Annotated in this window: 18 protein-coding genes; 7 read left to right on the top strand and 11 right to left on the bottom strand. The window is 69.9% G+C overall.

What is annotated here, in order from left to right; translation table 11 throughout:
- From AC1D1T_RS06890 to AC1D1T_RS06910, 5 genes are all read right to left on the bottom strand, one after another.
- Positions 1–267: anti-sigma factor family protein (locus AC1D1T_RS06890; protein ID WP_477991675.1), on the bottom strand; the 267-nt coding region annotated here is incomplete at its 3' end.
- A gap of 14 nt (positions 268–281) precedes the next feature.
- Positions 282–815: a sigma-70 family RNA polymerase sigma factor gene (locus tag AC1D1T_RS06895; RefSeq protein ID WP_477824645.1), complete on the bottom strand. Its 534-nt coding sequence runs from the start codon at positions 813–815 to the stop codon at positions 282–284.
- 58 nt (positions 816–873) lie between these two features.
- The gene (locus AC1D1T_RS06900) at positions 874–1,902 is read right to left on the bottom strand and encodes a hypothetical protein (RefSeq protein WP_477824644.1); all 1,029 of its coding nucleotides are present in this window, start codon (positions 1,900–1,902) and stop codon (positions 874–876) included.
- Between the two features lie 302 nt (positions 1,903–2,204).
- Positions 2,205–2,795: a DinB family protein gene (locus tag AC1D1T_RS06905; protein ID WP_477824643.1), complete on the bottom strand. Its 591-nt coding sequence runs from the start codon at positions 2,793–2,795 to the stop codon at positions 2,205–2,207.
- Positions 2,796–2,814: 19 nt separating this feature from the next.
- Complete coding sequence (locus AC1D1T_RS06910; protein WP_477991676.1) at positions 2,815–3,642, bottom strand: M14 family zinc carboxypeptidase; 828 nt, start codon at positions 3,640–3,642, stop codon at positions 2,815–2,817.
- A 144-nt stretch (positions 3,643–3,786) separates the two neighbouring features.
- Between AC1D1T_RS06910 and AC1D1T_RS06915 the strand changes: the two genes are divergently transcribed.
- Positions 3,787–4,275, top strand: a complete 489-nt coding sequence (locus AC1D1T_RS06915; RefSeq protein WP_465111467.1) for a flavin reductase family protein — start codon at positions 3,787–3,789, stop codon at positions 4,273–4,275.
- Here the strand turns inward: AC1D1T_RS06915 and AC1D1T_RS06920 are convergent.
- From AC1D1T_RS06920 to AC1D1T_RS06935, 4 genes are read right to left on the bottom strand one after another with little or no spacing between them, the layout of a single operon-like run.
- Positions 4,272–6,305, bottom strand: coding sequence for an acetoacetate--CoA ligase (locus AC1D1T_RS06920; RefSeq protein ID WP_477991677.1), 2,034 nt, complete (start codon positions 6,303–6,305; stop codon positions 4,272–4,274). The genes AC1D1T_RS06915 and AC1D1T_RS06920 overlap by 4 nt on opposite strands.
- A gap of 7 nt (positions 6,306–6,312) precedes the next feature.
- On the bottom strand, positions 6,313–8,091 hold the full coding sequence (locus AC1D1T_RS06925) for an ABC transporter substrate-binding protein (protein ID WP_477824640.1): 1,779 nt from the start codon (positions 8,089–8,091) through the stop codon (positions 6,313–6,315).
- A gap of 19 nt (positions 8,092–8,110) precedes the next feature.
- Complete coding sequence (locus tag AC1D1T_RS06930) at positions 8,111–9,949, bottom strand: ABC transporter substrate-binding protein (protein WP_477824639.1); 1,839 nt, start codon at positions 9,947–9,949, stop codon at positions 8,111–8,113.
- Positions 9,946–11,772, bottom strand: a complete 1,827-nt coding sequence (locus AC1D1T_RS06935; RefSeq protein WP_477991678.1) for an ABC transporter substrate-binding protein — start codon at positions 11,770–11,772, stop codon at positions 9,946–9,948. The genes AC1D1T_RS06930 and AC1D1T_RS06935 overlap by 4 nt, the downstream gene beginning before the upstream one ends.
- A gap of 307 nt (positions 11,773–12,079) precedes the next feature.
- On the opposite strand from AC1D1T_RS06935, the gene AC1D1T_RS06940 reads away from it, so the two are divergent.
- Genes AC1D1T_RS06940 through AC1D1T_RS06950 form a run of 3 tightly spaced genes read left to right on the top strand, consistent with a single transcriptional unit; the run spans position 12,080 to position 15,776 of the window.
- On the top strand, positions 12,080–13,018 hold the full coding sequence (locus tag AC1D1T_RS06940; RefSeq protein WP_047501631.1) for an ABC transporter permease: 939 nt from the start codon (positions 12,080–12,082) through the stop codon (positions 13,016–13,018).
- Positions 13,015–14,061 (top strand): ABC transporter permease, encoded by a 1,047-nt coding sequence (locus AC1D1T_RS06945; protein WP_047501633.1) that lies wholly within the window; start codon positions 13,015–13,017, stop codon positions 14,059–14,061. Before AC1D1T_RS06940 ends, AC1D1T_RS06945 begins: the two co-directional genes overlap by 4 nt.
- On the top strand, positions 14,058–15,776 hold the full coding sequence (locus tag AC1D1T_RS06950; RefSeq protein ID WP_477824637.1) for an ABC transporter ATP-binding protein: 1,719 nt from the start codon (positions 14,058–14,060) through the stop codon (positions 15,774–15,776). Before AC1D1T_RS06945 ends, AC1D1T_RS06950 begins: the two co-directional genes overlap by 4 nt.
- A 7-nt stretch (positions 15,777–15,783) precedes the next feature.
- Here the strand turns inward: AC1D1T_RS06950 and AC1D1T_RS06955 are convergent, their stop codons facing one another.
- Entirely contained in the window at positions 15,784–16,515 is a 732-nt protein-coding gene (locus AC1D1T_RS06955; RefSeq protein WP_477824636.1) for a substrate-binding periplasmic protein, read from the bottom strand.
- A gap of 132 nt (positions 16,516–16,647) precedes the next feature.
- Here AC1D1T_RS06955 and AC1D1T_RS06960 point away from each other — a divergent pair, with 132 nt between their 5' ends.
- Entirely contained in the window at positions 16,648–19,764 is a 3,117-nt protein-coding gene (locus tag AC1D1T_RS06960; protein WP_477824635.1) for a hybrid sensor histidine kinase/response regulator, read from the top strand.
- On the opposite strand, the gene AC1D1T_RS06965 is transcribed toward AC1D1T_RS06960, so the two are convergent.
- A complete protein-coding gene (locus AC1D1T_RS06965) occupies positions 19,761–20,801 on the bottom strand; it encodes a porin (RefSeq protein ID WP_477824634.1) in 1,041 nt (346 codons plus the stop codon). The two genes, AC1D1T_RS06960 and AC1D1T_RS06965, sit on opposite strands and share 4 nt — an antisense overlap.
- A gap of 159 nt (positions 20,802–20,960) precedes the next feature.
- Here AC1D1T_RS06965 and AC1D1T_RS06970 point away from each other — a divergent pair, with 159 nt between their 5' ends.
- Together AC1D1T_RS06970 and AC1D1T_RS06975 are read left to right on the top strand one after the other, a co-directional pair.
- On the top strand, positions 20,961–21,464 hold the full coding sequence (locus tag AC1D1T_RS06970; protein ID WP_477824633.1) for a (2Fe-2S)-binding protein: 504 nt from the start codon (positions 20,961–20,963) through the stop codon (positions 21,462–21,464).
- Complete coding sequence (locus AC1D1T_RS06975; RefSeq protein ID WP_477824632.1) at positions 21,461–23,740, top strand: xanthine dehydrogenase family protein molybdopterin-binding subunit; 2,280 nt, start codon at positions 21,461–21,463, stop codon at positions 23,738–23,740. The genes AC1D1T_RS06970 and AC1D1T_RS06975 overlap by 4 nt, the downstream gene beginning before the upstream one ends.

Raw genomic sequence — 23,740 nt, forward strand, 5'->3', positions numbered from 1 at the left:
GTGCCACCCCGGGGTGGCTGCCTCGGGCGCGTGCTGCCACACGAGCTGCTGCAGCCGTTCCGGCACCGGCTCGGTCGCCGCGGGCGCCAGGCGGGCGCGCAGCGCATCGCGGTCGGCGGCCCACAGCCGCACGCGCGCGGCCTCTTCGGGGTTGGCCTGCAGCCAGGCATCGACCTCGGCGCGGCGCTCGGGCGGCAGTTCGCCGTCGAGCCACGCGCTCAGCGTGTCGTCGCGTTCGTCGGGGGAGGAGAAGAGGGGGGCGGGCATCATCGACATCCGGTTCAGACCACGCGTCGAAGCGGCTGCGCCGACGGCACCGGCGCGCGGCCGTCGAGCAGCGCGCGCAGCGCGGCGCGCCCGCGCGAGATGCGCGACATCACGGTGCCGATCGGGATGCGCAGCACCTCGGCGCATTCGGCATAGGACAGTTCCTCGACCGTCACCAGCAGCAGCGGCTCGCGCTGCTCGATGGACAGGCGCTGCAGCGCGGCGACCAGGTCCATGCGCAGGCCGACGTCGGCACCGGGGTCGCTGCCGCGCAGGTCCTGCTCGGCCTGCAGCTCGTGCGGATCCATGATCGACAGGCGCCCGCTGCGGCGCAGCGTGTCCATGTGGGCGTTGTGCGCGATGCTGATGACCCACACCAGGATGTCGCGCTGCTGGTCGAACTGGTGCCAGTGCGACAGCGCGCGCTCCAGCGCGGTCTGCACCAGGTCGTCGGCCGCGGCGGCATCGATCAGCAGCGAGCGCGCATAGCGCCGCAGCCGCGGGATCGTGCCGAGGAGCTGCTGGCGGAAGGTGATGGGAACGCTCACCTGATGTCTACGCGAAACGGGATCGGTCTATTCCCGATTCGAGCACAGTGAGCACCCGTCACCAAGCTCCGGCCCCGAACAAGCGAACATTTCTGCCCGCGTCATCAAGGTACTCGCCGGCTTCGCAGCGACCCAGGTTGGTAGCGCCTCCCACGCCCAGGCTCAGGTCGCTGATGGTCCCGACGCGAAATGCGCCGGCGATGCATTCCATGGCCGCCGAGTTGGCATCGATCGTCGTCACGACGGGGTTGCCTTCGTTGGCCAGCCATTTGAGAAGCACCGTGCGATCGCGCGCCGAGGCGCCCTTGAACAGGGATTGCGATATGAAATCCCGGGATGACGCTTCAGCCTTCGCAAACACCAGAGTTGCCCGAGTCGGCTGCAACGCCGCGAGCCACTGTGTCATGTCGGCCAGAACGCCTCGCTGCCGAAAGGTTTCCGCACCGTAGTGATAGGCCCCGGATGCACCCGTGTTTGCGTTGAACCCCGCAATGAACGTGCAGGAATCAAGGCGAGATGTGACGAGGCGGACATCACCATTGCACACCAGGCCTTGGCCCATCTCGATGAACCCACCGGGGTTCATGAGCGAGACGACGGCCCTGCGCGGCGAGGTCTCCGAGGCCTCCGACAGCGATTCTTCCTCGTTGGTTTCCAGTAGTTCGTCATACGAGTCCGTCGACGAATCAATCGATTCCCAACGTACTTGGGCCACGGGAACGGATCCGAAATCGCAACCTCCGCTGGCGTTGTGAATCACCAACCGCAACGGTTGATTTCCGGCATCGAGTTGAAACACGTCGTCCATCCGCAGGATGTGCACGGTCGTCGGTTGCAGGGCCTGGATGTCCAACACGATTTGCCGAGGTGCGGCCGGCTCGGCGCCGGGTCGCAGATCGACACTCCTTCCCTCGTAGCCGTCCAGCCGAATGAAGGCAAGGTTCTTGAGCCCCGCCACGGCTGCCGGAATGGCGGGCATCCCTGGTGGCATGTAGATGTTGGCAAGCGCCGAGTTCTCCGCTTCGGCCTCGGCTTCCCAGGCCGCCCACACCGCTGTCGACAATTCGGAAACCACCGCTGCTGTCAAGGCTGGGTCCTCCGAAAGATCGACATCGGGGCCCGCGCGAGCGTGAAGCAGAGCCTGTCGAACTTCGGTGGACAACTCGGGGACTTGCTCATCGAGTGCCTGGGCGAGCGTTCGGGGCGGAAGGTTTCTGGTGGAAATGTGTCGAGGCCGATAGGCTCCACACGGAGTACTGCTGATCTCCATGCTTGTCGTCGCAACAGGTGGTTTCGATGCTCTTGAGTAACTCCGAAGCCACCTTTGTTGCTGACACAGAACGCATGGGTCACGCAGCACATCCCGTGTGCAGGCAGGCTGCCCGACTCTCAGATCCCCTGCCAGATTCCTGGCTCAGTGACACCCAGCGCACGGAAATCGCCCTCGCGCCGCTCCAGGTCGTTGACGCAGAAGAACTCGTCGAGCTGCGGCGGCGCGACCCGCGTGCCCGACAGCATCGAATGCGCCTGGCCGCGGTGGTGCACCTGGTGCTGGTAGAGGTGGGCCAGCAGGCGGTGCAGCGGCTCGCGGTCGATGCGCTGGGTGCGTGGCACCTCGATCACGCGCTCCAGCAGCGCGCCATCGGCCAGCAGCGCGTGGGCGACGGCGAGCAGGCGCTGGTCCATGCGCTGCTGCGCGGCCACCAGTTCGGCGCAGGTCGCGCACGGCTCCTCGGGGTCGAAGAACGAACCGGGGGCGGGGTGCGGTGGGTCGCCGCGCAGGCTGCGCTCGATCGCGTCGAGGTAGTAGTCGTCGACCGTCAGGTTGTGGTTCAGCGTCGCGCGGATCGACGGGAAGAAGCCGGTGCGCGGCGCGCTGAACTCATCCTGCGTCAGTTGCCCGCAGGCCTGCAGCAGCCGGTGGTTGGCCCACGCATTGTTGTGGGCGCTGGCGTAGAGGTGGCGGGCGAGCGAGGTCATGGCGGGAGGTCCGGGCGGTTCAGCGATGTTCCCGCAGCGCGAGCCGTTCGTCCAGCCAGCGCAGCAGGTCGAGCCACATCTGGCGCATCTCGGCGTCGGTCGGCGTGCGGATCGCGCTCGGCAGCTCGATCGTCACCACCGGCACGCCCTTGTGCACGCCGCCGTAGTGGCCGAGCGAGCCGGGGAAGATGCCGACGCGGTCGAGGTAGAGCCGCCCGAGCCGCTGCGGCGGCACGCTCGGGCCGTCGAAATCGAGCACGCCGTACGGCGCGTGCACCGTGACGATCACGTCCGGCTTCCAGCGCTCGATCGTGTCGGTCACGAAACGGGCCTCGGGCTCCGACAGCGCGTTCGGGCCCGGCCAGCGCCGCGGGTCCTTCTTCGTGCGCTTGAGCCAGTAGACCGGCGCGTCGCTGTCCCAGTGCGGCGTCGGGAAGTTGCGGTTCAGGTCGACGCCGTGCGCATTGGTGCGCGTCGGCTTCGGCAGCAGCAGGCCGTCGGGGTTCAGCGCCGGAACGAAGCGCCAGTCCAGGCCGGCGCCGGTGTCGCCGGCCTGGGCGATCCAGTGGAAGACGAGCGCGCTCGACGACAGCTCGTCGCCGTGGATGCCGCCCAGCACCAGCACGCGGCGCGGCGCGGGCGGCGGCGGGTCGTCGGGCAGCAGCAGCGGCTGGGGTGCCGGCACGTCGCGCTGGTAAAGCGCCACGCCCTTCACCGACGCGGCGCCGGACGGCTTCAGCGCGGCACGCTCGCACAGCGCGGTGCCGAGGTTCGGCAGGCGGCGGACCAGCTCGGCGCAGGGCGCCTCGGCCTGCGCCGGCGGCGCGAGCGCCCAGGCCAACATCATGCAGACGCCCTGCAGCGCCCGCCGAATCATCGGGTATCGTGTCATGCTGAACGAGTGTAGGAGCTGCCCGACCCCCTCAAATGAGAGTTGGCGGCGCCTGCCGCCGCCCTCCACAATTCCGGCATGAATGCAATGCTGCGCCCCATGGCACCCAGTTTCTCGGCCCAGGAGTTCCGCGTTGCGCTCGGGATGTTCGCCACCGGCGTCACGATCGTCACCGCGTGCGACCTGCACGGCAACCCGGTCGGCCTGACCGCCAATTCGTTCAATTCGGTGTCGCTGTCGCCGCCGCTGGTGCTGTGGAGCCTGTCGCGGCGCGCCGGATCGATGCCGGCGTTCACGCGCGGCTCGCACTATGCGATCAACATCCTTGCCGCCGACCAGCGCCCGCTGGCCGAGCGCTTCGCCGCGAAAGACGTCGACCGCTTCGCCGGGCTGCGTTTCCGCGAAGGCGTCGGCGGCGCACCGGTGCTCGAAGGCGTGGCCGCGGTGTTCGAGTGCTTCAACCGCAGCCAGTACGAAGAAGGCGACCACGTCATCTTCGTCGGCGAGGTCGAGCGCTGCGAGCGGCGCGAGGGCGCACAACCGCTGATCTATCACGGCGGCCGCTATTTCACCGAGCTGCCTCTCTAACTGGCGTTGCGGCGCCGCGCGAACTCGGCGAACCACGCCACGCTGCCCGCATTCGCCATCGCGTCGAGCTTGAACACCTGCTCGGCCGGCGTGCCCATCAGCAGCTTCTTCACCGGCAGCTCCATCTTCTTGCCCGACAGCGTGCGCGGGATCGCGTCCACCTGGAAGATCTCGTTCGGCACATGTCGCGCCGACAGCGCGCTGCGGATCTCCTGCTTCAGCCGCGCGACCAGCGCCTCGTCGAGCACGCGGCCTTCGCGCAGCACGACGAACAACGGCATCCAGCTCTCGCGCCCCAGGTACTCCAGGTCGACCACCAGGCTGTCGAGCACCTCGGGCAGCGCCTCGACCGCGCGGTACAGCTCGGCCGTGCCCATGCGGATGCCGTGGCGGTTGATCGTCGCGTCGCTGCGGCCGTAGATGATCGCGCCGCCGCGCGGCGTGATGCGCAGCCAGTCGCCGTGGCGCCACACCGCAGGTCTTCCATTCCCTTCGGGGTACATGTCGAAGTAGCTCTCCCGATACCGCTGCCCGTCGGCATCGCCCCAGAAATACAGCGGCATCGACGGCATCGGCCGCGTGCACACCAGCTCGCCGACCTCGTCGACGAGCGCCTGCCCTCGGCCGGTCGCCGGATCGGGCTCGCTCCAGGCCTCGACCGCGGCGCCCAGGCAGCGGCACTGCATCTCGCCTTCGACCACCGGCAGCGTCGGCAGGCCGGCCACGAAGGCGCCGGCGAAATCGGTGCCGCCCGACAGCGAGGTCAGCCACATCGGCCGGTCGGCGACGCGCGGCAGGTGCTGCGCCGCCCAGCGGTACACGTCGGCCGACAGCGGCGAGCCGGTGCTGCCGAGCGCGCGCAGCCGCGCCAGCCCCGGCAGGCGCGCCGGCTCGATGCCGGCCTTCATGCAGCTCGCGAAGAACGCGGCACCGGCACCGAAGAAGGTCGCCTTCGCGTCGGCGACGAAGCGCCACAGCGTGTTCCAGTCGGGCTGCCCGCTGCGCCCCGCCGGGCTGCCGTCGTACAGGCAGATCGTCGTGCCGTTCAGCAGCCCGGCGAGCTGGCAGTTCCACATGATCCAGCCGGTCGCGCTGTACCAGTGGAAGCGGTCGCCGCCCTCGGCGCTCGGGCCCAGGTCGTTGTGCAGGCCCATGAACTTCAGGTGCTCCAGCACGACGCCGCCATGGCCGTGCACGATCGCCTTCGGCAGCCCGGTGGTGCCGCTGGAGTAGACGATCCACAGCGGGTGGTCGAACGGCAGCGGGTCGACCTGCAGCGGCGCGTCGCCGCACAGCAGCGCGTCGAAGTCGTGCCAGCCGGCCGGCAGCGCGTCGCCGAGGTTGCGCCACAGCAGCACGTGCTTCAGCGTCGGCAGCGCCTTCACGAGGTCCTGCAGCAGCGCGAGCCGGTCGTGCGTGTTGYCGCCATGCACATAGCCGTCGCAGCCGACCAGCAGCGTCGGCTCGATCTGCCGGAAGCGGTCGAGCACCGCGACCGGCCCCATGTCGGGCGAGCAGACCGACCACACCGCGCCGAGGCTGGCGGCCGCGAGGAACGCGACCACCGCCTGCGGCGTGTTCGGCATGAAGGCGCAGATGCGGTCGCCGCGCACGATGCCCAGCTGCCGGTAGTGCGCCGCGAGCGAGGCCACCTGGCGGCGCAGCTTCGGCCAGCTCCATTCGAGCAGGCTCGCGCAGTCGCGCAGCCGCTCGTCCTGGAAAACGATCGCCGGATGCCCGGCCGCATGCGCCGCGTCGGCATGGCGGAACACCTGCTGCGCGTAGTTCAGCTGCGCGCCGTCGAACCAGCGCGCGCCCGGCATGCGGTCGTCGGCCAGCACCTGCGTGAACGGCGTCGGCGACTGCAGGCCATAGAACTCCCAGATCGAGCGCCAGAACGCCTCGAGATCGGTGACGGACCAGCGCCACAGCGCGTCGTAGCCTTCGTTGGTGGTCGCATCGAACCGCAGCCCGCGCTCGCGGGCCAGCCAGTCGGTGTAGCGCAGGATCTGGGGTCGCGGTACGGCCATGGTGAACTCACTCAATGCCCAGGTATTGCCAGGTGTCGCGCATGAACGGATGCCTCAGGTGCCCGATCACGCGCCGCTGCAGCACGTCGCTGACGACGGTGTGCACATGCGCCTTGTACGGCATGTACGCCACCAGGATGTTCTTCGCCTCGCGCATCAGCGCCAGCCGCTCGGGCCCGTCGGGCAGCACGTTCTGCCGCTCGAACAGGCGATCGTAGGCCGGCAGCGAGAAGTGCGCATCGTTCGATTCGTTCGCGTTCGGCCCGTAGCCGATGCCGAGGAAGAAGCCGCCGTCCGGCGTGCCCGCCACCCAGCTGAAGCCCCACATCATCAGCTTGCCGGCGCGCCCCATCTTCAGCAGCTCGGGCCAGCTCGCGATGTCGAACGCGATGCGCAGCCCCACCGCCGCCATGCACTTGCGCCACAGCTCGTTGAACTGGCGCTGCCGCTGGTCCGGCCGCGACGCGAGCCGCAGCACCAGCGGGCGGCCGTCGGGCGCCTCGCGCCAGCCGTCGCCGTCGCGGTCGACGTAGCCGTACAGGTCGAGCAGCGCGGCCGCGCGCGCGACGCTCGTTTCGCTCATCGTGCTGCGGTAGTCGTCTTCATAGCCCGAGGTGAACGGCGCGACCACCGACTGCGCCGGGATGCCCTGGCCGTGGCGCAGGTCCTCGAGATCCTGCCGGTTGTCATAGGCCAGGCAGATCGCGCGGCGCAGCGCGACCTTGTCCGGCGCATTGCCGCCGACCACCGGGTCGTCCATGTTGAAGTAGGTCAGCGCCATGTCGGCCAGCGCACTGCGTTGCAGCCGCACGCCCTGGCGCGCGAGGTGCGGCGCGATGCGGTTGCCGGGCGCCGCGATCGGCGTGAACTCCACCGGCAGCTCCAGCACGTCGAGCGCGCCGTTGACGAAGGCGAGCCAGCGCGGCTGCGCCTCGACGATCACGCTGACCTCGATGCGCCCGGCCACCGGCAGGCGCCGGCCGGCCAGCTGGCGCGCGATCTCCTGCGCGGGCGCATCGCCGGGTGCCGGCTCGGCCTCGAAGTGCAGCTCGCGAAAGCGCGGGTTGCGCACGAGCTCGATGCGCGAGCCGCGGCGCCAGGCCGCGAGCATGAACGGGCCGGTGCCCACCGGGTGCGCGGCGATTTCGGCGCCGTAGTGCTCGACCACCTCGCGCGCGACCGCGCCGACCAGCGCGCCCTGCGTGAACCAGTGGTGGAAGCGCGGGTTCGGCTCGGCCAGGCGGATGCGCAAGGTGTAGCGGTCGAGCGCGCGGATGCCTTCCACCTCGCGGTCGTAGTCGAACGGCTTGCCGCTGCGGCGCGCCTGCGCGCGCAGCTCGCTCAGGTCGCGCAGCTTCGCGTTCTCGAACACGTAGATGTTCTCGCAGTTCAGGCGCGGGTCGTAGAAGCGCTTGACGCTGTAGACGTAGTCCTGCGCGACCAGCTCGCGCGGCGTGCCGCCGAAGGCCGGGTCGTCGGCGAAGAAGATGCCGGGGCGGATGCGGAAGGTGAAGGTCTTGAAGTTGTCGCTGATCTCGGGCAGCGCGACGGCGGTGTTCGGGCGCAGCTTGACCGGGCGCGCGAGGTAGTCGTAGGTGAGCGGCGGCTCGAAGATCGCGCTCGCCACCTGCGCGGAGTTGACGTCGGAGATCTGGCACGGATCGAAGCCGGTCTCGGCCACGCTGAAGGCCAGGCGCAGCGTCTTGTCGGCCGCGTCGGCGCGGCGCGGCGCACCGCACGACAACGCCGCCGAGGCGGCAAGCCAGGTGCGGCGCGTCAGCGTCATGCCTGCAGCGCCGCGCCGTTCAGCGGGCGCCCCGCAGGCTGTCGTCGATGTCGAGGTACTGCCAGAAGCGGCTGACGAAGAACGGCCTGCGGTACCCGATCACCCATGGCTGCGTCAGGTCGGTCACGATGCGGTGCACGTTGTACTTGTGCGGCGCCAGCGCCGTCGCGATGCGGTTCGCCTCGTCGAGCAGCGCCAGCCGCTCCGGGCCGTCGCCGATGCTCTGCATGCGCTCGTAGATCTCGTCGAAGCGCGCGTTCTTGAAGCGCCCGAGATTCTGCCCGCCGGAGGCCGGGCCGTACAGCAGCTGCATCGCGTCCTGCACGTCGGGTGTCGATGCGGTGTAGCCGAGCTGCCAGACCATCAGCTGGCCGGCACGCGCCGCCTTCAGGTTCTCCGGCCACTGGGCCGGCTTGATCTCGATGCGCACGCCGATCGCATCCATGTTCTTCTTCCACAGCTCGTCGAACTGGCGCGACAGGCTGTCCGGCGAGGTGGCGTACTGGATCACGAGCGGGCTGCCGTCGGGCATCTCGCGCCAGCCGTCGCCGTTGCGGTCGACGTACCCGTACATGTCGAGCAGCGCCTTCGCGCGCGGCACGTTGTAGTCGCTGTTCTCGGTCTTGTAGTTCGGGTCGTAGCCGAAGGTGGCGGGCGCCACCATGCTCTGCGCCGGGATCGCCTGGCCGCGGCGCACGCCGGCGATCTCGCGCGGCACGTCGGTGGCCAGCCGGATCGCGCGGCGCAGCGCGACCTTCTCGGGCGTGTAGCCGCCGACGACCGGGTCTTCCATGTTGAAGTAGTACAGCGTGCGGTCGGGGTTGACGACGCGCTGCATCCGGATGCCGCGCTTGGCCAGGTTCGGCGCCAGCTTGCCGTTCGGCGCCGCCTGGTTCGCGAACTCCAGCGGCACCGAGATCAGGTCGATCTCGCGGTTCAGGAAGGCCAGCCAGCGCGGCTGGCTCTCCTCGATGATCGACAACTCGACACGGTCGATCATCGGCAGCCGCCGGCCCTTGAAGCGCTGCAGCAGCGCCTGGCCCTCGGCGTCGTCGGCATTCGGCTCGGCGTCGTAGAAGGCCTCGTGGTAGCCGGGGTTGCGCTCCAGCACGATCTGCGAGCTGCGCCGCCATGACGCGAGCCGGAACGGCCCGGTGCCCACCGGGTGCGCGGAGATCTCGCTGCCGTAGTGCTCCACCACCTCGCGCGCGACCGCGCCGTACAGGCTGCTGTCGGCCAGCGTGTAGAGCAGGCGCGGGCGCGGGCTCTTCAGCTTGACCTGCAGCGTGTAGCGGTCGAGCGCGCGCAGGCCTTCGACCGGCTTGTCGTAGTCGAACGGCGTCTTCTTCGCGATCGCCTGCTGGCGCAGTTCGTCCAGGCCGACGAAGCCCTGGTCGTTCATGTCGGAGTAGGCCGGGCTCGCGTTGGCGGGGTCGAAGAAGCGCTTGATCGCATACGCGAAATCCTGCGCCACCAGCTCGCGCCGCTGGCCCTTGAAGGCCGGGTCGTCCTGGAAGTAGACGCCCGGGCGGATGCGGAAGGTGTAGGTGCGGAAATCCTCCGACACCTCGGGCATCGCGGCCGCCGCCTCGGGCCGCACCTTGAACGGGCGGGCCAGGTAGTCGTAGCGGACCAGCGCCTCGAACAGGTGCGTGGTCACGTAGCGCGAGTACAGGTCGCTGATCTTCACCGGATCGAACCCGGTCTCGGCGGCCACGAAGGCCCAGCGAAAGGTCTTCGCGAACGGCGCGCCGGTGGGCGGCGCCGAAGCGGCCTGCGGTTGTGCGGCGGCGTGGCCGGCGGTGGCGGCCACGGCCGCCAGCGCGGCAGCGGCGATCAGGAGGAGGCGTCGGATCATGGGGCAGTGCGCGCTTGCTCGAGCGCGGTGTCGATGTCGAGGAATTTCCAGAACTCGCGGATGAACGGGTTGCGGCGGTAGCCCAGCACCCAGGGGTGCATCAGGTCGGTGGCGATGCGGTGCGCGCTGATCTTGTACGGCAGGTAGGCCACCATCAGCTTGCTCGCCTCGCGCAGCACCGCCTCGCGCTCGGGGCCGTCGGGCATGCGGCCCTGCTTCTCGAACAGCGCGTTGAAGGCCGGCAGGTCGAAGCGCGAGTGGTTGGCGCCGCCCTTGTTCGGGCCGTACGCGAGCGCGAGGAAGGTGTCGGCATCCGGCGTCGTCGCGCTCCAGGCCACGCCCCACATCATCAGCTTGCCGGCGCGCGAGGCCTTCAGGTTCTCCGGCCACTTCGCGGTCCTGAAGACCATGCGGATGTTGACCGCGCGCATGCTCTTGTCCCACAGCTCGACGAGCTGGCGGCTCAGCTGGTCGGGCTGGGTCGAGTATTCGATCAGCAGCGGGCTGCCGTCGGGCAGGTCGCGCCAGCCGTCGCCGTCGCGGTCGACATACCCGTAGGTGTCGAGCAGCGCGCGCGCCCGGTCGGGGTCGTAGTCGCTCATCTCGGTCTTGACCGTCGGGTCGTAGCCGTACACGGCGGGGGCGATCGCGGTCTGCGCCGGAATCGCCTGGTTCTTGCGCGCGATCTGCAGCTCGGCCGGCGTGTTGTAGGCCAGCGAGATCGCACGCCGCAGCGCCACCTTCTCGGGCGTGTAGCCGCCGACCACCGGGTTTTCGTGGTTGAAGAAGCCGGCGATCACCGCATCGACCAGCGGCGCCTGGTCCATCTGGATGCCCTGCTTCGCGAGGTTGGGCGCAAGGCGGTTGCGCGGGATCGCGATGCCCGAGAACTCGGCCGGCAGCCGGTCGAGGAAATCGCTCTGGCGGTTCAGGAAACTCAGCCAGCGCGGCTGCGTCTCCTCGATGATCGAGATCTCGACGCGGTCGAGCATCGGGATGCGCTTGCCCTTCATCGCGCGGGCGATGGCCTGCGAGCGCGGGTCGTCGGCGGGCGCCTCCTCGTCGTAGCGCAGCTCGCGGAAGCCGGGGTTGCGCTCCAGCACGATCAGCGAGCTGCGGCGCCAGTCGGCGAGCCGGAACGGGCCGGTGCCCACCGGGTGCGCCATGATCGCCGTGCCGTAGAACTCGACCACCTCGCGCGCCATCGCGCCGAACGCGCCGGCGTCGGTCATGATCTGCTGGTGGAAGCGCGGCGACGGCTCGGCCAGCTTGACCTGGAAGGTGTAGCGGTCGAGCGCGCGCAGGCCGTCGACCTCGCGGTCGTACGGGAACGGCTGCTTCGAAGCGATCACCTGCTGTCGCAGCTCCGACAGCCCGAGCAGCTTCGCGTTCTCGAGCAGGTACAGGTTGGGGCTCTTCCACTGCGGGTCGTAGTGGCGCTTCAGCGTGTAGACGTAGTCCTGCGCGACCAGTTCGCGGCGCCGGTCCTTGAAGGCGGGGTCGTCCTGGAAGTACGTGCCCGGCTTCAGGCGGAACGTGAAGGTCTTGAAGTCGTCGCTGATCTCCGGCAGCGCCGCCGCGGTGTTCGGCTTCATGCGGACCGGCCGCGCGAGGTAGTCGAAGGTCAGCGGGGTCTCGAAGATGCCGGCGGTGACGGTGCGCGAATAGAGATCGCTCAGCTGCACCGGGTCGAAGCCGGTCTCGGCGACCGGGAAGGCATAGCGAAGCACCTTGGGCGCTGGGGCCGCCGGCTGCGCGGGTGCCGCGGCCGAGGCGAGGAAGGCAAGCAAGGCGAGCAGCCAGGCTGCGCCGCGTCRGATCATGGTCACGAACTCCTGGTGGGAGGGCACGCCGCCGGCGCTCGTGGCGCGGCGGCATGCCGAAGGCGCGAAGTCTAGGGCCTGCCCGGGGCCGCTGGCCTCCGGGCTTGCCCCGGCCTGCACGCGGGGAACTTCCGATCGGCATGCAAGTTGCGTGCGCTGCGAAGTTCCTGAGGGCAAACGCGGGGAAGGGGGCTTCGGACCGGGCCTTAGACTCGCGCCTGCCCAGATTCCGGCATGTGCCGCCTCCCGACCCGGGCCGGCGGGGCGGGCCGGTCCTCTTTTCTCGACCCGAGACGCTCACGACGATATGGCGGCCTACCTGATACGGCGCCTGTGGCAAATGATCCCGACCTTGATCGGGGTGGTGCTGCTGGTGTTCTTCCTCTTCAAGTACTTCGGTGGCGACCCCGCCGAAATCCTCGGCGGCCTGAACGCCACCCCGCAGCAGGTGGATGCGATCCGCGAGCAGCTCGGGCTGAACAAGCCGGTGTGGCAGCAGCTGCTGATCTACTTCCGCAGCATCGTGACGCTGGACTGGGGCCACAGCTGGGCCACGCAGGAAGCCGTCAGCAACATCTTCGCGACCCGCGCACCGGCCACGCTGACGGTGATGCTGCCGATCCTCGCGCTCGACACGCTGCTCGCGCTGCCGATCGCGATGTGGGTGGCCTACCGGCGTGGCTCGCTGGCCGACCGCAGCATCATGGTGATCTCCACCATCGCGCTGTCGGTCTCGTTCCTGGTCTACATCATCGTCGGCCAGTACGTGTTCGGCTTCCAGCTCGGCTGGTTCCCGGTGCAGGGCTGGAGCGACAGCACCTGGACCAACCTCGTGACTTACGTGCCGCTGCCGGTGCTGCTGGCGCTGCTGGTGGGCCTCGCGCCGCAGACGCGGCTGTACCGCACCTTCTTCCTCGACGAGCTCGGCCACGACTACGTGCGCACCGCGCGCGCCAAGGGCATGACCGAGCGCACGGTGCTGTTCAAGCACGTGCTGCGCAACGCGATGATCCCGATCGTGACCAACATCGCACTGGCGCTGCCGGGCGTGTTCGTCGGCTCGTTCCTGATCGAGGTGTTCTTCTCGATCCCGGGCCTGGGCCGCGAGATCATCCTCGCGGTGAACCGCAGCGACTACCCGGTGATCCAGGCCGTCACCGTCTACCTGGCGATGCTGACGATGCTGGTGAACCTGGGCGCGGACATCCTCTACAAGCTGATCGATCCCCGGGTGGTCCTCAAATGAGCGCGGTGCTTTCTCCTGCAGGGCTGCCTGCACGGCAATCGATGGGCGTCTGGCAGGCCGCCTGGAAGCGGCTGCGGGCGGACCGTGTCGGCATGGTGTCGATGGTGGTGGTGGCGGCGTTCGCGCTGCTGGTGCTGCTGGGGTCGGTCGGGCTGCTGGCGCGCGGCTGGCAGAAGGAAGTGGGCGTGCCGAATGCGCCGCCGACCTTCATGGGGCCGGCGGCCGCGGTGGAGCAGAGCGCGATCCCGGTGCCGAAGGGGCCGAACGTCGATCTCTCGGCGGTCGACCCGCTGGCGCCGCGCTACAAGGAGTGGGACGAGCGCGCCGCGAAGTTCAAGACCGAGGACAGCGTCAAGCGCGAGACGCTGCCGTTCGGCGGCGACCGCATCGGGCGCGACGTGCTGACCAAGGCGCTGAAGGGCACGCAGACCTCGGTGTTCGTCGGCCTGCTGGCGGCCATCGTGGCCAGCGTGATCGGCACGCTGCTGGGCGCGCTGGCGGGCTTCTTCGGCGGCAGGATGGGCGACTTCCTCGAGTGGCTGTACAGCGTGTTCACGTCGATCCCGGACATCCTGCTGATCCTGTCGTTCGCGGTGATCTTCGGGCGCGGCATCGGCAGCGTGGCCATCATCCTCGCGCTGGTCGGCTGGACCGGCATGTACCGGCAGGTGCGGGCCGAGTTCCTGAAGCATTCGGTGCGCGAATACGTGCGCTCGGCCGAGGCGATCGGTGCGTCGGCGGCGTCGCGCATGTTCCGGCACATCCTGCCGAACATCAGCCACGTGATCCTGGTGCGCATGTCGCTGCTGGTGGTGGGCTTCATCAAGTTCGAGGTGATCCTGTCGTACCTCGGGCTGGGCGTCGGTGTCGACGACGTGTCGTGGGGCACGATGCTGGCCGAGGCGCAGAGCGAGCTGATCCTCGGCTACTGGTGGCAGCTGGTGGCGGCGACCGCGTTCATGGCGGTGTTCGTGACGGCGTTCTCGCTGTTCGCCGATGCGTTGCGCGATGCGCTGGATCCGAAGCTGCGGGGACTGGAATGAGCCTGTTGACGATCAAGGACCTGCGCGTGTCGTTCCGCGTGGGCCACGAGGGTGGGGTGGTGCAGCGTACGCAGGCCGTGGGCCGTGAGATCGACGGGCAGTCGGTCGGCGTCAGCTTCGACGTGCCGGAGAACACCACGGTGGCGCTGGTCGGCGAGTCGGGCTCGGGCAAGAGCGTGACCGCGATGTCGATCCTGAACCTGCTGCCGAGCAATGCCGAGCGGCAGGGCGCGATCGGCTTCCTGGGCCGCGACCTGCTGGCCGCGACGCTGCCCGAGCTGCAGGCGCTGCGCGGCAAGGACATCGCCTGCGTGTTCCAGGATCCGATGAGCTCGCTGAACCCGGTGTTCACCGTCGGGCAGCAGCTGGTGGAGCCGCTGGTGCGCCACCTGGGGCTCTCGCGCAAGCAGGCGCTGGCGCGTGCCGAGGCGCTGCTGGTCGAGGTGGGCCTGCCGGAGCCGAAGCGGCGGCTGGCGGCCTATCCGCATGAACTGTCGGGCGGACAGCAGCAGCGCGTGATGATCGCGATGGCGCTGTCGTGCGAGCCGAAGCTGCTGATCGCCGACGAGCCGACGACGGCGCTCGACGTGACGATCCAGCGCCAGATCCTGGAACTGCTCGCGAAGCTGAAGACGCAGCACCGCATGAGCATGCTGTTCATCACGCACGACCTGGGCGTGGTCGGCGAGATTGCCGACCAGGTGGTGGTGATGCGCCAGGGCACGGTGCGCGAGCAGGGATCGGTGGCGGAGATCTTCGCTGCGCCGCGCGACCCGTACACCAAGGCGCTGCTGGCCTGCCGGCCGACGCTTGCGCAACGCGGTGCGCGGCTGATGGTGATCGACGACCACATCGCCGGCCGCGCGGCGGCGGCACCGCCGGCACCGAAGGACGCGCTGGCGCCGATCGTGATCGATGCCAGCAACCTGACGAAGAGCTTCTGGCTGCGCAGCGGCGTGTTCGGCCGCAAGGAGTTCCGCGCGGTGAAGGGCGCGAGCTTCACGCTGCGGCGCGGGCACACGCTGGGCGTGGTCGGCGAATCGGGATCCGGCAAGACGACGATGGGGCTGACGCTGCTGCGCCTGCACGAGGTGAACGGCGGGCCGGTCGGCGGCAAGGTGATGTTCGACGGGCAGGACCTGCTGGCGCTGAGCCGGCGCGAGCTGCTGCCGATGCGCCGGCGCATCCAGGTGGTGTTCCAGAACCCGTATGCGTCGCTGAACCCGCGCTTCACGATCGGGCAGACGCTGACCGAGCCGATGGCGATCCACGGCATCGGCGCCGATGGCGCAGAGCGCGAGCAGCGCGCGCGGGCGCTGCTGAACAAGGTCGGGCTGGACGACAGCGCGATGCACAAGTACCCGCACGAGTTCTCCGGCGGCCAGCGCCAGCGCGTGGCGATCGCGCGCTGCCTGACGCTGGACCCGGAGGTGCTGGTGCTCGACGAGGCGGTCAGCGCGCTCGACGTGTCGGTGCAGGCGCAGGTGCTGAACCTGCTGAAGGACCTGCAGGACGAGCTGGGCCTCGCCTACATCTTCATCAGCCATGACCTGGCGGTGGTGCGCTTCATGGCCGACGAGGTGCTGGTCATGAAGGACGGCGAGGTCGTCGAGCAGGCGAGCGTCGCGCAGATCCTGGAGCAGCCGCAGCAGGAGTACACGAAGCGCTTGCTGGGGGCGATTCCGCGCGGCTACGGCGCCGCGAGGGCGGCGTAGCCGCCCTTCATCGGTAGCGCTTCACGATCGCCTGGTAGGAGCCGTCCGCCCTCATCTGGTCGATGGCGTCAGCGATCCGCCTGGCGATCTCCTTCGGGAAACCGTGGGATGCGGCGACCCAGGACACCTTGACCGGCCCCAGGCGGGGGCCGTACTTCAGTTCGGTGGGGTCGAAGCCGGCTTGCCGGTACACGCCGTGCGCCATCAGGTCCGTCGTCATCCACGCGCCGATGCGTCCCAGCTTCAGTTTCCGGGCATTCGTCAGGTCGTCGTCGGTTTCCTCGACATACGGCAATGCCGCATGTTCCGCCTCGTCCTTGAAGCTGGTGCCGCGGACATAGCCCACGACCAGCGTCCGCGCCTCTTCGATGGAAGAGGGCGGCGTGGCGAGGGTCACGAAGACCGTATGGAACTCCAGCACCGGTGCAACCCATTGATACTGCGCTTCGCGCCCGGGCGTGCGGGTGAACGGAATGATCAGCACGTCGTTCCCGGCCTGGGTTTCCAGTTGCGCCCGCTGCCACGGCAGGAAACTGAACGCCGGTGAAATGCCCGCCCGCCGGCAGGCCTCGCGGACCACCTCCAGCACGACGCCGCCCGGCTGGCCGCCCGCCTGGGTCGTCAGCGGCGGGAACTCGGCAGCCACCACCCGGATGGCCTGCCCGGCCGCGCCGGACGGCACGAGCAGCGATGCCAGCAGTGCCAGCACGCCAACGCCCTGGATCGTCGTTCTTCGCATGCGGGAACTCCTCTCGCTTGTCGGCTCGCTCGGCATTGTCTTAACATCGAAACGTATACACCATTTCAGTCCTCCGCTGGCAGCGCTTCATGCGCCGGAGGTCGTGCGAAGCGCGGTGGAGCAACAACCGACATGGCGTTGCGATTTCGGGTGATCCCGCGGGCCGGCAGCTTGCACAGCAAGCTGATGCTGGCGCTGGCGATCCTGGTCGCGCTGGTGGCGCTCGCTGCGGCCTATGTGCTGATCGAACGCGAGCGCGAGCGTCGGTTCCTGGAGCTGGAGGGCCGGGCCGCGCGCATTGCCGAACTGTTCAGCCGCTCGCTGGCCTACCCCCTCTGGAACGTCGACCATGCCGCGATCGACAGCCAGCTCGCGGCGCTGGCCCCCAATCCGGAGGTCGCCCAGTTCAGCGTCACGACGGTCGGCGACGGCACGGTGTCCGCGGTGACCCGGATCCAGTCGCGGGACCTGGTCAACCCGATCGTGCGCGTGCAGTCGATCGAGTACGCGCCCCCTGGCGGTGCCCGGCAGAAGATCGGGGAAGTCCGTGTCGTGCTGACGCGCGCGGTGGTCGAGGCGGCCATCGCCACGGCCCGCCGGACCATTCTCGCGCTGGTCGCCGCGATCGTGGCCGTGCTGTATGCAGCGACCTTCCTGCTGCTCAGGCGCATGGTGAGCGCGCCCATCCAACGCCTGGAGGCGACGGTGGATCGAATCGCCATCGGTGACATGGACGCGCGCTGTGCGGTCGAATCGAGCGACGAACTGGGCCGGCTGGCCCTGCGCGTCAACGCGATGGCGGACCGGCTGCGCGACTCCGCCCGGCAATTGCGCGACAGCGAGGCGACCTACCGGGGGATCTTCGAGAATTCGCTGGAGGGCATCTTTCACCTGGACCGGTCGGGGAGCCTGCATGACGCCAACGCGGCGCTGGCCCGGCTGATGGGCTACGCCACGCCCGTCGAGCTGATGGCGGCCGTGAACGATGCACCGCCCGCCCGCCGGCCCCTGTTCACGCCGGACCAGACGGCCTCGCTGTTCGCCGCACTCGAACGCGACGGCGAGATCGCCGGCATGGAACTGCAACTGACGCGCGCCGACGGCAGCCCGGTCTGGGTCCAGCTCAACGCGTGGCAGCAAGGCGGCGGGCCGGCCGGATGCCACGGGCTGGTCAGCGACATCACGTCACGCAAGCGGACACTCGAGGACTTGCGCAGCCATCGCGACCACCTGGAGGAGGCGGTGCGCGAGCGCACCGCGGAACTGGACGAAGCGATGCAGCGGGCCGAGGTCGCGAACCAGGCCAAGAGCGAATTCCTCGCCAACATGAGCCACGAGATCCGCACGCCGATGAACGTGATCCTCGGCATGTCGCGCCTGGCGCTGCAAGGCGACCTCGATCCGCAGCAGCACAACTACATGCGCAAGGTGCACCGATCCGCCGAATCGCTGCTGCGCATCATCAACGACATCCTCGACTTCTCGAAGATCGAAGCCGGCAAGCTCGACATGGAGGTCCTGACGTTCGACCTCGGCAACGTGATGGACGACCTCGCGAACCTGGTCGGCATGAACGCCGAGGAGAAGGGCCTGGAGCTGGTGTTCGCGTTGCCGCAGGACCTGCCCGCCATGCTCGTGGGAGACCCCTGGCGGCTGGGGCAGGTGCTGATCAACCTGGGCAACAACGCGGTCAAGTTCACCGAACGGGGCGAGGTCGTCGTGGCCGTCGAGGTGATCGAACGCGATGCGAGCTCGGTGCGCCTGCGCTTCGAGGTGCGCGACACCGGCATCGGCATCACGCCCGAGGATCAGCAGCGGCTGTTCAAGCCGTTCTCGCAGGCCGACTCATCGACGAGCCGCCGCTTCGGCGGCACCGGGCTGGGCCTTGCGATCAGTCAGCACCTGGTGCACATGATGGAAGGAGAACTCGGGGTCGACAGCACGCCCGGGCGCGGCAGCCGGTTCCACTTCAGTGCGCGCTTCGGCCTCGGGGCTGAACCTGCCACCCACGACGCGGCTGCGCAGGACGGCGGCCTGCCGGGTGCCCGGATGCTCGTCGTCGACGACAACGGCGCCGCGCGCGAGATCCTGGTGCAGATGGCCGGCGCGCTCGGGCTGCGCGCGTCGGACGCGCGCGGGGGCCACGAGGCCATCGACGCGGTCGCGGCGGCGGATGCACGCGGCGAGCCCTTCGACCTGCTCCTGCTCGACTGGAAAATGCCGGGCATGAACGGCGTCGACTGTGCCAGGCAGCTGGCGCGCATGCCGCTGGCGCACCCGCCACCCACCCTGCTGATGGTCACCGCCTTTTCCCGCGATGAAGTGGCGCGCCTGCTGGCGACCGAGCGGCTCGGCGTGGCGGCGACGCTGACCAAGCCGGTCACGCCTTCGACGTTGCTGGACGCCTGCCTGCAGGTGCGGGGCGTGCCGCGGCCGCATGCCCTGCGAAGCGGACTGCGCGAAGAAGCGCTGCAAGGCCACTGCGCCGCCCTGGCCGGCACGCGCGTGCTGCTGGTCGAGGACAACCCGTTCAACCAGGAGCTGGCGAGTGACCTGCTGGGCCGCGCGCGGATCGAGGTCCAGGTGGCGAACAACGGCCGCGAAGCCATCGGGATGCTGGCGCGCGAACGCTTCGACGCGGTGCTGATGGACTGCCAGATGCCGGTGATGGATGGTTATGCGGCCACGCGCGAATTGCGCAGCGACCCGGCGTGGCGCGACCTGCCGATCATCGCGATGACGGCCAACGCGATGGTCGGCGACCGCGAGAAGGTGCTGGCGGCCGGGATGAACGACCACATCGCCAAGCCGATCGACGTGGTCGACATGTTCGCCACGCTGGCGCGCTGGGTCCGGCCAGGCGCTGCCGGGGCGGGCCACGGTTTCCCGGGCATCGAGAGCGCTGCTGCGCTGGCCGCGCTGATGGGCGACGAGCGACTCTATCGGCGCCTGCTGGGCAAGTTCAGGGATCGGGAAGCCGGCTTTGCGGCGCGTTTCGGCGCTGCCCGTGCGGCGCACGACATGACCACGGCCACGCGCCTGGCCCACGACCTGAAGAGCGTGTCCGGCACGCTGGGGGCGACGGCCGTGTGCGCGGTCGCCGGGGCGCTGGAACATGCCTGCTCGAACGGAGCCGGCCCGGCGGACCTCGACGCGCTGCTCGCGGCGGTGGTCGAGCGTCTCGACCCGGTGCTCGCCGGCCTGCGCTCGCTCGAGGCCGCGCCTTCCCGCCCTGCCGACAGGCCCTAGAACCGCACGCGCAGCCCGGCCGCGACGCTGGTGCCGTTCTCGGCGTTCGTCAGCCGGTCGCTCATCACCACCGCATACGCATCGGTCAGCTTCGACAGCGCATGGTCGTAGCCGAGCGTGACGGTGCGGTTCTTCACCTCGCCCGGGTTGAAATCGGCATTCGCCTGGCCGTACTGCGCCACGACCTTGCCGAGCGCGCCCACCGGCACCGCGACCCCCAGACCGTAGATCGTCGACTTCGTGTCGACCGTCGCCCGCGTCTTCACGCGCGTGGCCTGCGCATACAGCTTCGCGACGCTGAAGTCGTACGAGCCGCCGAACTGCAGCGTCTCCTGGCGCTCGAAGCCGGCCGGCACCGCGGCCAGGCCGTTCTTCACCTGCTGGTACGCGATCGTCGCGCCCCAGGTGTCGGTCAGCAGCACCCAGTTGCCGCCGATGTTGCGGCCGGTCGCGCCGGGCGCGCCTTCGCCCAGGTTGGCGATCAGGCCGACGTTGTAGCCTTCGGTGTTCGAGGTGTTGTAGAGCAGCGAGTTGTTCCAGGCCGTGTCGCCCTGGAAAGCAAGGCCGGTGCTCGGCGCGAACACCTGGCGGATGCTCGGCGAGGAGCCGAACGAATCGCCGATCGCGTTGAACGACAGCGTCGAGACGAACAGCGGCGTCGTGTTGCGCCCGAGCGTGCTGGTGCCGAAATCGCCCTGGACGCCGACATAGGCATTGCGCCCCCAGAACGCCTCGCCGTTGGCACGGCCGGCCGCGCCGGTGTCGGCGCGCAGGTAGTGCTCGAGCGCGAACTTCACCTTCAGCGTGCCGCCGAGGTCCTCGGCGCCCTTGAAGCCCAGGAAGCTGGACGTCATCTTGCCGCTCTCGGCGCGCAGCGTGCGTTGCGCACCGGCATCCTGGAAGCGTCCGGCGGACATGTCGAGCAGCCCGTACAGCGTGACGGACGAAGCTGGCGATGAAGCGGTTTGCGCGGAAGCGGCTGCAGGCAGCGTGAGGGCGACCGCGGCAGCGGCCAGGCAGGACAGACGACGGTTCATGCAGCGGAACTCCGGCAGGGACGTTGGATGGATTCGGAAAAAGGCCCGTCAGGATAAACCCGGACGCGTGTGCGGCCGGTCACACCCCGTTTCGTTGACGCCACATCGGCGCGCCCGTGGCCGGCCCAGAATGGGGACCGACACCGGAGCACCCGATCCATGGACTTGAACGTCAACGGCCAGACGCTGCCCCTGCCGCCCGAGGCCGTGGCGCCCGACATGCCCTTGCTGTGGGTGCTGCGCGACGTGCTGATGCTGACCGGCACCAAGTTCGGCTGCGGCGTCGCGGCCTGTGGTGCCTGCACGGTGCACGTGGATGGCCAGGCGGTGCGCTCGTGCGTGACGCCGCTCTCGGCCGTGCAGGGCAAGCCGGTGCGCACCATCGAGGCGCTGGGCGCGCCCGGCCGGCCCCACCCGCTGCAGCAGGCGTGGATCGCCCACCAGGTGCCGCAATGCGGCTACTGCCAGAGCGGCATGCTGATGGCGGCCGCCGACCTGCTGGCGAAGAACCCGTCGCCCAGCGATGCCGACATCGATGCGGCCATCACCAACCTGTGCCGTTGCGGCACCTACCCGCGCATCCGCGACGCGATCAAGGGGGCGGCCGCCGCGCTGCGTGGCGACGCCCCGCGGCAGGACAAGGGCAGCGAGGCGCGCGCATGAAGCGGCGCAGCCTGTTGCTGAGCGCGCTGGCCGGCGGCGGCGCGCTGCTGGTCGGCTGGAGCGCGCTGCCGCCGCGCAACCGCATCGGCACGTCGCACCTGCTGCCGGATGCCGACGGCGGCGTGACGCTGAACGGCTGGATCCGCATCGAGCCCGACGGCCAGGTGCAGCTCGCGATGGCGCGCAGCGAGATGGGCCAGGGCGTGCACACCGCGCTCGCGATGCTGGTGGCCGACGAACTCGACACCCCGCTGTCGCGCGTGAAGCTGGTGCAGGCCGCGCCGCAGTCGCTGTACGGCAACGTCGCGATGTTCGTCGGCGCGCTGCCCTTCCATCCCGACGACACCGAGCCCGGCCGCGAGACCGCGACCGTCAAGGCGGGCCAGTGGATGGTGAGCAAGTTCGCGCGCGAGCTGGGGGTCAGCGTGACCGGCGGCTCGTCGAGCGTCGCCGACGCGTGGGACGTGCTGCGCCTGGCCGCGGCCACCGCACGCGCGCAGCTGCTGGGCGCGGCGTCGCTGCAATGGAAGCTGCCGCGCGCCGAGCTGCAGGTGCATGGCGGCATCGTCAGCCATGTGTCGGGTCCGCATGCGCATTTCGGCGAGCTCGCGAAGCTGGCCGCGGCGACGCCGATCGGCGACGTGCGCACCAAGGACCCGAAGGACTGGACGCTGATCGGCACGCCCGCGCCGCGCACCGACCTGGCCGCCAAGGTGGACGGCAGTGCGCGCTTCGGCCTCGACGTGCGCCAGCCGGGCCAGCTCTATGCGGTGGTGCGCCACTGCCCGATGCTCGGCGGCAGCCCGCAGCGCGTGAAGGTCGAGGCGGCGATGCAGCTGCCCGGCGTGCAGCGCGTCGTGCGGCTCGGGCCGTATGCCGGCTCGACGGCGGCGGTGGCCGTCGTCGGCCGCAGCACCTGGCATGCGCGGCGCGGTGCGCAGGCGCTGGAGATCGACTGGGCGCCGCCGCCGGCCGGCGGGGCCGACACGAAGCGCATCGACGAGGCGCTGGAGCAGGCCGCGCGCGAGGCCGCGCACAGCGGCGGCGGCTTCGCGTTCCACACCCGCGGCGACGTGCAGCAGGCGCGCACCGGCGCCGCGCGGCAGATCGAGGCGCTGTACCGCGCCCCCTACCTCGCGCATGCGCCGATGGAGCCGATCAACTGCACGGCGCGCGTGCACGACGGCGGCGTCGAGCTGTGGGTGCCGACGCAGGTGCCCGACATGGCGCGTGAGATCGCGGCCCGCGTGGCCGGCGTGCCGCTCGAGGCCGTCACGCTGCACGTCAGCTACCTGGGCGGCGGCTTCGGGCGGCGGCTCGACGTCGACTTCGTCGCGCAGGCGGTGCGCATCGCGATCGAATGCGGCGGGCACCCGGTGCAGCTGGTGTGGCCTCGCGAAGAGGACATCGCGCACGATTTCTACCGCCCGGCCGGCGTCGCGCTGATGCAGGCGAGCCTGGACGCCAAGGGCATGGTCTCGGGCCTGTCGATCACCTCGGCCGGCGACGCGATCACGCCGCGCTGGATCGAGCGCGTGCTGCCGGCGCTGGCCGGGCCGGTCGACACGCCGGACAAGAGCGCGGCCGAGGGCCTGTACGACCTGCCGTACGGCATCTCGCACCAGCGCATCGCGCAGGTCGCCACGCACAGCGGCGTGCCGGTGGGCTACTGGCGCTCGGTCGGGCATTCGCACCATGCGTTCTTCAGCGAATGCTTCATCGACGAGCTGGCCGAGGCGGCGCACCAGGACCCGGTGGCGTTCCGGCTCGGCCTGCTGGCCGACATGCCGCGCCATGCCGCGGTGCTGAAGCTCGCTGCCGCGAAGTCGGGCTGGGGCCGGCCGCTGCCGGTGGGCCAGGCGCGCGGCGTGGCGCTGCACGAGAGCTTCGGCAGCATCGTCGCGCAGGTGATGGAGGTGTCGCTGGCCGATGGCCGGCCGCGCATCCACCGCGTGGTCTGCGCGGCCGACATCGGCACGGTGGTGAACCCGGGCATCGTCGCGCAGCAGATGGAGAGCGGCGTGATCTTCGGCCTCTCGGCGGCGCTGTACGGCCGCATCGACATCGAGGGCGGCGCGGTGAAGCAGCGCAACTTCCCGGATTACAAGGTGCTGACGCTGGCCGAGTGCCCGCGCATCGAGACCCACCTGGTGCCGAGCAGCCGCGCACCCGGCGGCATGGGCGAGCCCGGCACGCCGCCGGCGGCCCCGGCGCTGGCGAATGCGCTGTATGCGCTGACGGGCAAGCGGCAGCGTGCGCTGCCGCTGGTCCTGTAG

The sequence above is a fragment of the Rhizobacter sp. P2_H3 genome, from assembly GCF_056403355.1.

Bases quoted from the DNA above. Each gene is read 5' to 3' on its own strand.
- AC1D1T_RS06915 (WP_465111467.1), top strand. From the start codon at position 3,787: ATGGCACCCAGTTTCTCGGCCCAGGAGTTCCGCGTTGCGCTCGGGATG.
- AC1D1T_RS06965 (WP_477824634.1), bottom strand. From the start codon at position 20,801: ATGAACCGTCGTCTGTCCTGCCTGGCCGCTGCCGCGGTCGCCCTCACG.
- AC1D1T_RS06905 (WP_477824643.1), bottom strand. From the start codon at position 2,795: ATGACCTCGCTCGCCCGCCACCTCTACGCCAGCGCCCACAACAATGCG.
- AC1D1T_RS06970 (WP_477824633.1), top strand. From the start codon at position 20,961: ATGGACTTGAACGTCAACGGCCAGACGCTGCCCCTGCCGCCCGAGGCC.
- AC1D1T_RS06975 (WP_477824632.1), top strand. From the start codon at position 21,461: ATGAAGCGGCGCAGCCTGTTGCTGAGCGCGCTGGCCGGCGGCGGCGCG.
- AC1D1T_RS06925 (WP_477824640.1), bottom strand. From the start codon at position 8,091: ATGACGCTGACGCGCCGCACCTGGCTTGCCGCCTCGGCGGCGTTGTCG.
- AC1D1T_RS06910 (WP_477991676.1), bottom strand. From the start codon at position 3,642: ATGATGTTGGCCTGGGCGCTCGCGCCGCCGGCGCAGGCCGAGGCGCCC.
- AC1D1T_RS06950 (WP_477824637.1), top strand. From the start codon at position 14,058: ATGAGCCTGTTGACGATCAAGGACCTGCGCGTGTCGTTCCGCGTGGGC.
- AC1D1T_RS06940 (WP_047501631.1), top strand. From the start codon at position 12,080: ATGGCGGCCTACCTGATACGGCGCCTGTGGCAAATGATCCCGACCTTG.
- AC1D1T_RS06955 (WP_477824636.1), bottom strand. From the start codon at position 16,515: ATGCGAAGAACGACGATCCAGGGCGTTGGCGTGCTGGCACTGCTGGCA.
- AC1D1T_RS06945 (WP_047501633.1), top strand. From the start codon at position 13,015: ATGAGCGCGGTGCTTTCTCCTGCAGGGCTGCCTGCACGGCAATCGATG.
- AC1D1T_RS06960 (WP_477824635.1), top strand. From the start codon at position 16,648: ATGGCGTTGCGATTTCGGGTGATCCCGCGGGCCGGCAGCTTGCACAGC.
- AC1D1T_RS06930 (WP_477824639.1), bottom strand. From the start codon at position 9,949: ATGATCCGACGCCTCCTCCTGATCGCCGCTGCCGCGCTGGCGGCCGTG.